The following is a 12478-nucleotide window of genomic DNA, read 5'->3' as shown; positions in this document are numbered from 1 at the left end:
TAGTAATCATTTGAGGGTTTGATAATTCTGAATCTCTTTGAAATTAAGTTCGATCGAATATCTGCGGAATGTGGGTTTTAATACCAATCAAAGGAATTCCCCTGCCCAAAGAAGGATTCCACCTCTTCCAGTACTGCCACCGCAGGCTTAATCCCGCTGACACCAAAGTATTCGCTTCCACAGCCGCCCTTCCCCCGCTATTTCTCCAAACATTGCCAAAATCCACAAACGGCGTCACCTGAAAATGCCCTTGTTTGTCGCCGACGCGCAAAATCGGATACTGCAACTCGGCTGAACCAAAAATCCCGCTATCGGCCAGCCAAGCATCCTGACGGTAGCCCCGGACTGTCTGCAAGCCGCCCAAACCAAATTGTTCGATCGGCAAAAGCTCACCTCCAACCAACAGCAGTACAGCGTCTAATTTTTGTTTGCTAAGTAGGTAGGCGGGATGAAACCGCAAGATGCAACACCGTGCAAACAGGTTTAAGTCACCCAGTGGAGAGCATTTGGAGACTTTGCCCTCGTTTACATAACGGCGTTTTTTCGCGCCGACTTACTTAAAGACGGTGCTGCCAATTACTTTCAATCGATCGACCTCGATCGTACCTGGAATGTTAGCAATTCTGCTGGCTGTGCCGGCGCGGGAACTGCAGGCGGCAAAAGCTGTTGGGCTGGAGGCAGGGGCGCTGGGGGCGCTGGTTGTGGGATGGCAGCCGGATTTGGCAGCAGCGGGTTGGGAATCGCAAATTCTTGTCTGTTTTCTCCTCGGTTCGGCAATTGAGCGAGAGTTTCTAGGTCTTGATTTTGGGTCGATCGATCGAACTCCAGGATGCTGTCTTCTTGCTCTTTACTGTCTCTATCTAATTCTGAACCCGAGTATAAATTACGAAGCCGATCGCGATCGTCTGCTGTTTCTTGATTGAGTTTTAATTGAGGCCGTAAATTATCATGCAAAATAGGCGCTTGCACCCCTGAGTCGGGAGCAACCATCGACTCCCCAACACTTAGAGCTGATAGCAGTGCGGGGCAAATAGCTGCGATTGAAAAACCAAGTGTTAATGCCTTGAAAAACTTGATTTTACAAAAGCCTCTAGAAGATTGCACGGGCATGACAGATTAGCAATATTTGATAGTTATTTACACTTATGCTCGGGCGCGGCCGGGGCAATTGCAAGGAATAAAGTTACTCTATCACTTTTTAAAGACTTAATTTCTTAAATCAACATAAAGATAGTTGACAAAAGTAAAATTTTGTGTAACTAGCAATTGCCGAAAAAAACTCCGACCTCCCAAGCTAGCCCTGTAGGTCGGCGGAGCATTCTATCAAACCTGCGATCTGAGAAATAGGTAAATTTTGATAGAGATTACTACATTTTATTGAGCTGCGATCGCAATTCTTCCAACTCAGCGTCAATCACCGGGCTCGACTCCGAGCTACTGGCTGCTGCAGTTTTACCCGCTGCCGGCAATTGACCTTGAGACACAGATCCCCCGGTCAGTTGAGCTTTCATCTGAGCCAACTCGTCGTCAACATCGCCGCCGCTTTCGAGCAAGCGGAACTGTTCCTCTAAATTGCTGCCGGCGGCGGCCAATTCTGCCGAAGCTCCCGCGCGAGCTTCAATCTGCAAAACTTTTTCTTCCATGCGATCGAAAGCCGCCATTGAACTGCCAGTATTCAAGGTGCCAATGGTATTGTTGAGCTGTTCCTGAGCCTTAGCAGCGGATATCCTCGCTTTGAGCATATCCTTCTTAGTCTTAGCTTCGGAAATCTTGCTCTCCAAACCGATCAAGTTGCGCTTGAGAGTTTCCACCTGAGCCGATTGCTGATCCAGACTGGCTTTGAGGGTAGCCGCCGTTTCAGCGTGAGACTTTTTGCGAACCAGCGCTTCCCGGGCCAAAGTCTCGTCTCCTTTTTGCAGGGCTAGCTGAGCGCGCTGCTGCCACTGGTTAGACTGAGATTCAGCTTGATTGTACTGAGTCTGGGTGCGCTTTTGAGTCGCGATCGCGCTGGCAACTGCCTGACGCAACTGCACCAAGTCTTCCTGCATATCCGTAACGGACTGTTCTAAAATCTTTTCCGGGTCTTCAGCTTTATTGACCAGATCGTTAAGATTGGCTTTGACGACTCGGCTAATGCGGTCAAATAATCCCATAATGCTATTTTTCCTGGGTGAGGTGTACGAAGTAGGCGGAAAGCAGGCTTGATAGCCCTAGCCCGCTGTTGTGAAATTCACTCTTGTCAGATTTTTAGTGCGATTTAGTTTTTGGCAATTTTTGCAGACAGATAAATCCAGTTTAAAGCGATCGAGCAATGTGATGCAGGCAAGCTTATTCATGCACCTATCTAGTAAACTACCCGACACTCATGCTTTGCATAGAGTGCGGGCTTTCAGTAGCCCTCAAGACAACTTCCTGCAAAGAGCAGGACACGATCTCGGAACCTCCGGGCAGGTTTACGATCTGCCCCAAAGTAGCAATATTTCTTGCTCCATTCACATCGGCATCGCCAATCCATCCGCATCGCTCATTCAGGCACTCAAACCGCTTACCTTGGCGATTGCCAATCACCTTGCAACAGTGACAAGTCTTCGAGGTATAGCGCGGATCAACCAGTCTTACATCAACGCCAAATTTCACGCCTTTATAGGTCAGGAATTGGCGCAACTGGTAGAACGCCCAACTATTGCTGCGTCTCCGTTCTGTTTTAGACCGTGGCAGTTCATTGGTACGCTCTCTGATTCCGGTCAAGTCTTCCAGGGTAATAGCCTGATTTGATGTCTTGGCTTGCTGGATCAGTCGATAGCTGATGGTATGGTTCAGCCATGTCTGGAATCTCCGTTCTCGTCCACTCAACCGTTGCAAAATCTGTCTCGCCCTTCTACGAGTAGACCTTGTGCCTTTGGACGCTTTACGCTGTAACGAAGCCCGTACACGGTTATATCTGTCTCTGGCTTGTGTTACCTGTTTGCCACTGAATTTCTCTCCAGCAGATGTACAAGCAATGTCTGTGCGTCCCAAATCAACACCCAAGACATCATCAGTCTTTTGTTTCTCTGGTGGCTCAGACTCAAGCTGAATGTTCAGATAAAAGCTGCCATCGTTGCGCTTTACCAAAGTTGCCGTTTTGGGGTCTTGTCCTTGCAGCAAGTGTTTTTGGTAATTACCAATGTGCAGCTTAAACTTTTCTCTGCCCTTGATCGTGGTCAAGCTGACCAACCAATCCGATTCGCGGAAGGTGAAAGTTCTCGCGTCGTAAGTGGCAGAAGTGGGGGCAAACTTCTTAACGGGCTTAACCTTTTGCTTTGCCGTTTTGCGATTAGCGCAAACTCTACGAATTGCGTGAATCGTCATTTGAGCAGACAGCCCAGAATGCGATCGCGCTTCCTTGTAAATCAAGGACTGAACAGCAATCTGATTCGTCAGCTTTTCGGGTGTATGGGTGTTCACGTACTCACAGCATTTTGCAAAGGCAGTCAGTACCGCATTCAGCTTTTCAACCTGCTGCTGCGATACTTCCAATTTGCAAGAGAGTGTAAGAACTTGGGACCTTTTCAAAGAGTGAAGTTTTGCTGTTGTTATTGTAGCGTATTGGCAGCTTTCGGGGTATCGAACCCCTCAATCTGCCGCGCATGCCTCCCGACACTCACCTTTCAGGTAGAGTGCGGGACTCCTGCTGTTCTAGTTGAGTTTAACGTCGATCCGGGAATTCCCCAACAGGCTTCGAGCCATCTCTAGCTGGGCTGTTGAGAAGTTTTTACTCGTCCCGACTATTGTTCTGCTGCTTGGGGCTCACGATGCCGGCGGCTCGCCCGACGGCAATTTAGGTGTATTGTTGCCCGGAAGCATTTGTGCTTTCATCGCTGCCAACTCGGTATCCACATCGTCGGCACCTTCGAGAGAGAGAAACTTCTTTTCTAAATCGTCAGTTCCGAGCTCTGCGATTGCTTCGGAGCGAGCTTCTAGCTGCATGACTTTCTCTTCCATCCGTTCAAACGCGCTCAAAGCGCTGCCGGTACTGAGATTGCCCATCATTTCTTGCAGCCTTTCCGACGACGCGGCCGATCGAGCTCGGGCAATGTACATATCTTTTTTAGATTTTGCCTCGGAAATTTTACTTTCGAGCGCCCGCATATTTTCTTTAAGTTTACTCACAACAGCCGTTTGTTGTTCGAGGCTGGCTTTCATCGCCGTTGCTGTTTCTTGATAAGATTTCTTGCGCGTCAGAGCTTCCCGCGCCAAATTTTCCTCGCCTTTTTGCAAAGCTAGCTGCGCCCGCTGATACCATTCTGCGGCTGTAGACTCAGCTTGGGAACACTGGCGTTCGGTGCGTTTTTGAGCCGCAATCGCCCCTGCCACAGCTTGTCTGAGCTGCACTAAATCTTCCTGCATATCCATTACAGCCTGTTCCAGAATTTTTTCTGGGTCTTCTGCTGCCCCGACCAAACTGTTAATATTGGCTCGAATCACTCGCCATAGGCGATCGAATAATCCCATTTTGCCAGTCTCCCGATTTTCAACTTGAGAATTAAGACAGAGAAATCAGAATTAAAAACTAAAAATGAAAACTCCTCAATCGTCTTTTTAATTTTTAATTGTGAAATTTTAATTCCCTCTAAGTTAGGTCATCATGATTATTTTTAGGATGGGTAGGGCGCGAGCATTACCCATCAAAACTGAGCAAATGTTGGGTGAAGCGAAACGGAGGGTTCGTGCCTCGGCCCAACCTACTCCCCGATCATTAGTTTAATTGTCTTTGCCTAATTTATGGTTGATAGTATTGTGGCTTCACCCCTTTTTCTTGGAGTTCTTTCACCAAACGTTCTGCTGAGGCAGGATCGTTCAAAGCCCCCATTTGGATCTTGACACCCTTTGAGAAGTTCCGCACGTAGGCATCGGGAACTGCGGTTCTGGCTTGCTGCAGCGATTTTTCGTCGGTGTAATCGGTGACAACGTAATAGAAACCGTCGGCCGCCCGTGCAGGCCTTCCCAGCGGGGATGCGGCGGCTGGGGATGCGGCGGCTGGGGATGCGGCGGCTGGGGATGCTGTCGCCGGGGATGTGGCTGCAGGCTGGGCTGGGGAGGGTGTGGGAGGCAGTGTCGGCAGTGTCGGCACTGGCTGGACCGCGCTGGGGCTGGGAGTGGGAAGCAAAGCCGTACTCAGATTGTTGAGTCCTTGTTCCCTGCCTCTGGCCGGGTTGCCGTCTTCTGTCGGAATCGGCACAGCCGCGCCCGGGCCCGGAGGCGCTGGCGGAGTTGGCGGGATTGATGCTTTTGGTGACGGGGAAGGAATCGGGCTGACTGTCGGCTTGACATTGCTGAGAGTGCTCAAATCTAGCTCGACAAATTCCTTGGATACGAGATTTGGAGCTTTCGGCAGTTCCTTGGTGCTGGTATCTGAGATGGCAGTAGAGGCGGGACTGTCGCTTGGAGAGGGTGAGGTACGATCGAGCAAACGGTTCAGGCCGGCCATCTTAACCAGACTTGACGGGTGCATGACTGCGTAGCCCAAAGCCGTGCACGACAGCAAAAACAGCAGCATCGAACTCAGTCCCAAGGGAGTTAACAGACTGGCGGCTAAACTGCGTTCTACCGCAGGCTCGGCTTTTGATTCGTCCAAACTTTCGATCAGTTTTTCGCTTGATTCGAGATAATTGTTGGGTGCGAAGGCACTGCCAGATAATTTTGTGCCACCCCTGGTAGTTGCTAGCGGGGCATCGCCCTGGATGCCGGCAAGGGATAGGGGTAGCGACAGGGGATGCTGGGTTTCCTCCGCAGTCTCCGGCGCCAAATTTTGGGTTAGCTGTTGCTCGGTTGTGGCTGCTTGCTTGCCGGTACGAACTGATGGGGATACCCACTGTTCGGCGCGCCGCCTGTGCCTTCTGTATGTTGTCAGTTCTGCTTCTAGGTTTACATCCAGACTCCCCAGGACTGCTTGCAAAGCAGGCTTGATTGGGGTTGAAGAGGATTGATGATTTGGGGATTCAACCGAAGAACGCTTACTCATTAGCAAAACTCCTACCGCCTCTAAATTGATTTTTATGTTTTGATTTTGACATTCCCGTGCCTAAAGGCGCGGGGATTCTTGCTTCGCACGGATTCCAATGAATTTACCCTCGTGCCGTGCATCACAGGCCGTATGCCCTACGGCTGCAAGTCCTCGCTTGAGAACTACTTGTGCGGCTGCGACATTTCTGTCGGTTGTACAGCCGCAATTGTGACACGAGTGAGTTCGTTCTGAAAACTCTTTTTTACCTGTTTCGTTAAGGCAATTGGGGCAGATTTGGCTAGTCTTTTTTGCGTCTACTTTTTGGAAATATACACCACGCTTAAAGCAAGTTTGCTCCAATATGTTGAAGAATTGCCCAAACCCAGCTTCTAAGCCTTGCTTGCCTAACCTCCCCGCTTTGAGTCCGACGAGATTAAGGTCTTCGACAAACACCATACCCGCGTCATCACAAATTTGATGTGACAACTTGCGATCCCAATCTTTTCGGCAGTTTGCAACGTATTCATGCAGCAAAGCGACTTGTTGCTGAGCCTTTGTCCAATTATTTGACCAGATGCTTTTTCGCGTGACGCGCTGTTGCAGCAATTTAAGCTTTGGTTCTGCCTCAGCAAACAACCTCGTTCTTTTAATTAAAATCCCGTTAGAATTTGCTATAAAATTAGTCAACCCTACATCAATTCCTACGGGATTGCCGTGAGGAATACTATCGGGAATTGACACATCCCATTGCAAATTCAACATTATGTACCAGCCGCTAGACCGCCTAACTGCGCGAGCTTGTTTGACGATTGCCCCCTGGGGGATGGGACGCGACTGCCAAAATTTGATCGAGCCAATTACAGGCAATTTAAAGCAGTTGCCTTGATGGAAAGTTGTACCCAACTGCGGGCAACTGAAAGACCTCAACGCTCCCTGTTTTTTAAACCGAGGAAACCCGTGATGAATCTCCCACATACTGACGAAAGCTTTTTCCAATCTCCGCAGCGTTTGTTGCAGTATCTGAGCGCTTGCTCGTTGCTGTGCGGGGCTGGTCTTCCTGTATGCTGTTAAAGCCTTGCACTGGCTTGAATATGTCGGTCTAGGCGTGTCAGCCGATATAATATACTCGGAGTGGATGGAGCAAGAGTTTATTTGACATTTGCGCGAGTTGTACCAGTCTTTTCGCTTTTTTAAGGCATAGTTGTACACCTGGCGGCACTGTTCTAACCAATGTTCAAAAACTTCTATCTGTGTCGCTGTGGGCTTCAACTTAAATTCAAAGGTCAAATTAAACACTTGCTTCACCTCCTTGACTTAGTATACAGCAGCTCTACGAATCCTCAAAGGATTTCTGAGAACCCCTTAAAGTCGATCGCCGATCGGCGAGCCTTTCACCCCAAAATTTTGGTATATATAGACAAGAAGCTGGAAAACTTGCCTATTTCATGATTGGCTACTTTTGTTGTCAATGCAATAGCGGCCCGATCGCCTGCTGTCGATCGCCGGTAGCTATCTTTTGATTTTTATTTTAAAACTTAATTGTTATTGTGTCCCGGAGGCTGCTTACCAAAATTATCAGCAATTTTTTGTATCCGCAGCTACCACTTATTTATAATTTTTCATCCTCGTGACGCCGTTGTACTTTTTCTTGATCCCTGACCCTTTATAAACTTTTAACCTCTGTTTTCACCCATACACTGAGCAAGGACTGAGCTAATTGTTTCTATATATAACGAGATTATAAATAAATTATAAAATTAAATTAGGCTCCGGGGATCGCTACAACCCAGACAGAATAAAGGCTGTGATGCTCTAAAGCCTGCTAGCTCTGCAAAGGAGAATTAGAGATGAAAATGATTTCCCTAAGAACTTTTATGCAAACCTCCTTAACTTCATCTTTAATTTCAGCTTGTCGTCACTGCCGTCACTATACCCCTGAGGGGAGACGCGGGGGTGTTTGCGCTCTACTAGGGGGGCCGGTTCAAGGTAACTGGAAAGCTTGTGCTTTAGCGGTTTCGCCTTTTGGGTCATCTTGGGAAAACATAGAAGAAATTGGACTGTGGCAAGAACCGACTCTGACGCTGCAGGATGCGGCAGTCGCTCTTTCCGAGCGCAATTCCTGCCAGCTTACAGGCACAACATTAACCGAAAAATCGGCAGCCGCAGTATCGGTCTAGTTAGTCCGCAGCAGGACAGCTAATACCATTTTCGATTTTCGATTTTCGATTGGGGAATCACTGAGGAATATTATGGTTTGGATCTGGCAAAGCAGTTTCATTCTTTTTGGGAACTGGTATCAATACTGACACTTTGGGACGATGGGGTGCATTTGGCTTTACTAACTCATAACAATCAGCAGTATCTAGTTTAATATGAGTACATAAAAAAAATAATTTCTCCTTCCAGCTATGGCAGCCAAGGATATTGACTAAAATCAGGTTGCCGTTTTTCTAAAAAGGCTTGTTTGCCTTCTGCGCCTTCCTGGGTCATATAGTACAGCAAAGTGGCATTTCCCGCCAGTTCTTGCAAACCGGCTTGACCGTCGCAGTCAGCATTAAAAGCTGATTTCAAACAGCGAATCGCGATCGGACTTTTTTCTAAAATTTCCTTAGCCCACTGAACGCCTTCTAGTTCGAGTTGTTCGACGGGCACGACGCAGTTGACTAAACCCATTTCTAGTGCTTGCTGTGCGCTGTACTGGCGGCATAAAAACCAAATTTCTCTGGCTTTTTTCTGACCGACAACTCTGGCGAGATAGCTAGCTCCGAAACCACCGTCAAAACTGCCGACTTTTGGGCCGGTCTGTCCGAAAATAGCATTGTCAGCAGCGATCGTCAAGTCGCAAATTAAGTGCAGAACGTGACCGCCTCCTATTGCGTAGCCTGCAACTAAAGCAATTACAACTTTGGGCATCGATCGAATCAACTTCTGCAAGTCGAGTACGTTCAACCGGGGTATGCCACCTTCGTCTACATATCCCGCCGCACCCCGCACGCTTTGGTCGCCGCCGGCGCAAAAGGCGTATTTGCCGTCTGTATGAGGCCCTGCACCGGTGAACAGGACAACGCCGATTTTTGTATCTTCGCGGGCATCAGTAAAGGCATCGCACAGTTCCTGCACGGTTTTGGGACGGAAAGCGTTCCGTTTGTGAGGTCGATTGATGGTAATTTTGGCGGTGCCACCGCTTTTGTGATAGAGAATGTCTTCGTAGGTTTTGGCGGTTTGCCATTCAATTTGCATAATCAATCAATTTTAGATTTGAGACCGAGCTGGGTCTATCAAGGCAGCGACAAGTCGCTTTTAGATTTTAGATTGATTCGGTTCAATGGGATACAAGGATCGATCGACTCTTGCCCAAAAAATCAAGCCGGACTTAGGCAGAAACCAGGTTTTTCACCAAAATACGCCGCCGTGCAGCCCTCTTGGTATGCGTTAAACAACCCGGTTTTTGAGGTTCTCTGTGGGCAAGTCCCGTCTAAAATGGAAAAAGCGTCAAATCCTTGGACTCCTCACTCTTTTACTGCAACAGAATTTATATGCGCTGGATTATTGGCGCAATAAAAGAGCCAACAGGTGCTTTGCTGCTTTGGCAAATACCGGATCGCAGGACTCGAATTCGCTGGGAGCAAGTAAAGCTTGAACTTCGGCAAAAGCTTCTGAGTCGAGGGTTCCTTCTTTCGTAAATAAAGTGTCTATGACTGCAATGTGTCTGGAGTCGAGACCGAGCCGATTTCCGATCGACTGTAGGTACATTTGCTCCCTGAGGTCGATGTGTCCGTCTACTGCTGACATTTCGTAGCCGGAACCGATGAGCAACAGCTTTTCTGATTCTGAGAACAAAGCTGTCAGGGTTAGCAATTCCGTGGGGTTGAAGTAAACCTGCTGTTTGGAGACTCCTTTGACAATGCGCTGAATTAGTTCTATCCGATCGCGGTCGCCGCTGGCAAAGGCTTTGAGAGTCTTTTGCAGCCGTTCTTCTTCTTCAACTGCGATCGTCCTGTCAATAATCATCACTCCGCGCAGTATAGAAATCAGAGCAGTCAGAAACACTACCAAAGGAGTGATATCTTGTTCGCGGAGCTTTTGCCGGCTAATGCGGCACAATAGCTCAACAACTTCAGTCGAGATTGTGGTGGTGTCCATAATTAAAAATCACTCTCTAATTAAGCTGTAATGTAACTTTCTCGATCGATCTTAAGTTTTTTTTGTTACGTAGGTATGAAGTGAATTCTAAAACTGAGCCGTTGTCTATTAGTGATACTACTTATTTTATTCACAAACGCTGGATGACTAGGGCTGTAGAACTGGCACAAGCAGCCGGTGATGCTGGTGAAGTACCCGTCGGTGCTGCAATTGTTGACGGTACTGGCAAATTGATTGCCGAAGCGCAAAACCGGCGAGAGCGAGATTGCGATCCGACTGCTCACGCTGAAATCTTGGCTTTGCGGGCGGCCGGGCAAGTGTTGCAAGACTGGCATCTCAACCAATGCACGCTCTACGTAACGCTGGAACCTTGCCCGATGTGTGCAGGTGCTATAGTACAAGCTCGGATCGGTCTGCTGGTATACGGAGCAGATGACCCGAAAACTGGCACGATTCGGACTGCGGCTAATATTCCAGATAGCGCGCATTCGTGTCACCGCTTAGAGGTGCTCGGCGGTATTATGGAGTCTGTTTGCCGCGATCTGTTGCTTTCTTGGTTTGAAGCGCGCCGGAAACATTAACAGGTAAAATTTTTTACTCTCTTCTGGGCGATGTTTAATAGAACTTGACCATTTAACTGAAATAATAGATCCGTAATTGCCCGCTCAAGCTTTGGAGGCGGCTGGCTGCTGTGCGGTAGTGCTTGCTAGTTGCCTGATGTTTTACCTGTTAGAGATTATCTCTTGCGGGCGCGATCGCTCGATCGCCACAATGCCAATAGCAAAAGTGTCCCGATCCAAAAACTAAAGATTTGTCCAACAACTTACTTTAGACTTTAGATCTCGATCAAGCAGCTTAATTGCTATGCCCCACACTGCCACGAGCGCCGTTGAGTTCAGTAAATCATCTCTAGTGAAGCCAATGCCTGCCAAGGTAGCATCTAATACCTCTCGCGTTTCTCCTTGGTTAACCTCCTTGCTCTATCCGCTAGGTCACTATGTTGTCCTACCGTTTCATTTTGGCAAGATTGAGATAACCGGACAGGAGCACTTGCCGAAAGACGGGCCTGTCATCTTAGCCCCTACGCACCGTTCCCGGTGGGATGCCCTGATGATGCCCTATTCAACCGGACAGATGGTAACTGGACGCGATTTGCGGTTTATGGTAACTGCTGATGAGGTGAAAGGACTGCAAGGTTGGTTCATCAGACATTTGGGAGGGTTTGCTGTGGATATCAAGCATCCAGCAATTAGCAGTCTCCGTTATGGGGTGGAATTGCTTCTCGACAAGCAAATGTTGGTTATTTTCCCCGAAGGCGGCATTTTTCAGGATGGTGAAGTTCACCCGATCAAGCCTGGATTGGCTCGTTTGGCAATACAAGCAGAGTTGAGCAAACCGGGTTTGGGGGTGAAAATTGTACCGATGAGTATCCGCTATCGCCCCCGCATTCCTCGATGGGGTTCTCAGGTAAAAATTGCGATCGGTTCTCCGATTTCCGTGGCGGACTATGCCAATGGTGGTGGTGGTAAAAAAGAAGCACGATTTTTGACGACCCAGCTCGAAATGGCTCTTAAAAATCTTGATAAAAGTTGAGAAGAAGAAAGCAGGAAGCAAGAATTATGATATAATGTTTTCGGGTGCTGTAGAGAGTTGCGGCGCTTATTTTGGTTGTTTATGTATGTATTAAAAGTCAGCATTAATGGATTGTGCTTTGAACTTTAAGCCTGGTCAAATTGTCAGTTTAGAATGTGGAGATGCGTGCCTGCATTCAGAGATAATCCAAGTGGTTGAGGCACGTCAAGTTTGTTGGGTTCGCCCTTTAATGTTAGTCGTATCGGTGTCGGCGAAGGATTCACCCACAGAATACACTTTATCGGATTTGCGAGATGGTGCTGATTTGCTTTGGCCGCTGAGCTTGTTTCGGGCGGCTTTAGATACTGAGGTAATTTCACTTTTGACTGAGTTGCACTCTCTGGATGCGGAGAAAAAGGATGGTGCGATCGCCTCTCGGCAACTTAGAGATTTTGTCGATCGAGTGTGGGAAGCTTTTCCGACTGCTTTTCATTAAACCTCTCCAACAAACAAACTAGCCGTGTAATCACTTCAATATAATAATAGAATGTTCCCTTAAAAAATGAGTCAACTTCGGGAACACATAGAAAGAAAGACATCGCTCAGAAAGCACGAGGTTATTCGGTGTAGACTATGACTGCAGAAGATTTTTAGTAGCAGTCAATTAGCACGTCAATGTTTAGCAGGCTATGAAGATTATCTGGGGGGGTAACAACCAGCCTGAAACCCATACTTTGTAAGGATTGAGCCAATGTGTGCTAAAAAAAGATAGGCAGC

The 12478-nt window shown here is 48.0% G+C and carries 13 protein-coding genes; 4 read left to right on the top strand and 9 right to left on the bottom strand.

The features are described from left to right. Window positions 1–43: 43 nt before the first annotated feature. From QUA80_RS31755 to QUA80_RS31725, 7 genes are all read right to left on the bottom strand, one after another. Window positions 44–403 (bottom strand): BamA/TamA family outer membrane protein, encoded by a 360-nt coding sequence (locus QUA80_RS31755; protein WP_333428911.1) that lies wholly within the window; start codon window positions 401–403, stop codon window positions 44–46. Between the two features lie 179 nt (window positions 404–582). After that, complete coding sequence (locus QUA80_RS31750) at window positions 583–990, bottom strand: hypothetical protein (protein ID WP_333428909.1); 408 nt, start codon at window positions 988–990, stop codon at window positions 583–585. 377 nt (window positions 991–1367) lie between these two features. After that, window positions 1368–2153, bottom strand: a complete 786-nt coding sequence (locus tag QUA80_RS31745) for a PspA/IM30 family protein (protein ID WP_333428908.1) — start codon at window positions 2151–2153, stop codon at window positions 1368–1370. Window positions 2154–2352: 199 nt separating this feature from the next. Next, complete coding sequence (locus QUA80_RS31740) at window positions 2353–3519, bottom strand: transposase (RefSeq protein ID WP_333428907.1); 1167 nt, start codon at window positions 3517–3519, stop codon at window positions 2353–2355. Between the two features lie 270 nt (window positions 3520–3789). Continuing rightward, window positions 3790–4494, bottom strand: coding sequence for a PspA/IM30 family protein (locus QUA80_RS31735; RefSeq protein ID WP_333428906.1), 705 nt, complete (start codon window positions 4492–4494; stop codon window positions 3790–3792). A gap of 268 nt (window positions 4495–4762) precedes the next feature. After that, window positions 4763–6004 (bottom strand): SPOR domain-containing protein, encoded by a 1242-nt coding sequence (locus QUA80_RS31730; RefSeq protein WP_333428905.1) that lies wholly within the window; start codon window positions 6002–6004, stop codon window positions 4763–4765. A 60-nt stretch (window positions 6005–6064) separates the two neighbouring features. Beyond that, window positions 6065–7282, bottom strand: coding sequence for a transposase (locus QUA80_RS31725; protein WP_333428904.1), 1218 nt, complete (start codon window positions 7280–7282; stop codon window positions 6065–6067). Window positions 7283–7833: 551 nt separating this feature from the next. Here QUA80_RS31725 and QUA80_RS31720 point away from each other — a divergent pair. Beyond that, the gene (locus QUA80_RS31720) at window positions 7834–8163 is read left to right on the top strand and encodes a hypothetical protein (RefSeq protein WP_333428903.1); all 330 of its coding nucleotides are present in this window, start codon (window positions 7834–7836) and stop codon (window positions 8161–8163) included. A 229-nt stretch (window positions 8164–8392) separates the two neighbouring features. Here QUA80_RS31720 and menB read toward each other — a convergent pair whose 3' ends face one another. Together menB and QUA80_RS31710 are read right to left on the bottom strand one after the other, a co-directional pair. After that, entirely contained in the window at window positions 8393–9226 is an 834-nt protein-coding gene (gene menB, locus QUA80_RS31715; protein WP_333428910.1) for a 1,4-dihydroxy-2-naphthoyl-CoA synthase, read from the bottom strand. A gap of 306 nt (window positions 9227–9532) precedes the next feature. Further along, a complete protein-coding gene (locus QUA80_RS31710) occupies window positions 9533–10129 on the bottom strand; it encodes a TerB family tellurite resistance protein (protein ID WP_333428902.1) in 597 nt (198 codons plus the stop codon). 80 nt (window positions 10130–10209) lie between these two features. On the opposite strand from QUA80_RS31710, the gene tadA reads away from it, so the two are divergent. The 3 genes from tadA to QUA80_RS31695 all read left to right on the top strand — a co-directional run bounded on the left by tadA (window position 10210) and on the right by QUA80_RS31695 (window position 12197). After that, on the top strand, window positions 10210–10710 hold the full coding sequence (gene tadA / locus QUA80_RS31705; protein ID WP_333428901.1) for a tRNA adenosine(34) deaminase TadA: 501 nt from the start codon (window positions 10210–10212) through the stop codon (window positions 10708–10710). 340 nt (window positions 10711–11050) lie between these two features. Continuing rightward, the gene (locus QUA80_RS31700) at window positions 11051–11722 is read left to right on the top strand and encodes a lysophospholipid acyltransferase family protein (protein WP_333428900.1); all 672 of its coding nucleotides are present in this window, start codon (window positions 11051–11053) and stop codon (window positions 11720–11722) included. A gap of 118 nt (window positions 11723–11840) precedes the next feature. Further along, on the top strand, window positions 11841–12197 hold the full coding sequence (locus QUA80_RS31695) for a hypothetical protein (protein WP_333428899.1): 357 nt from the start codon (window positions 11841–11843) through the stop codon (window positions 12195–12197). Window positions 12198–12478: the final 281 nt, after the last annotated feature.

The sequence above is a fragment of the Microcoleus sp. F4-D5 genome, assembly GCF_036704885.1.
In the GTDB taxonomy this organism is placed as follows: Bacteria; Cyanobacteriota; Cyanobacteriia; order Cyanobacteriales; family Microcoleaceae; genus Microcoleus.
This window is presented reverse-complemented; position numbering and strand designations above follow the sequence as displayed.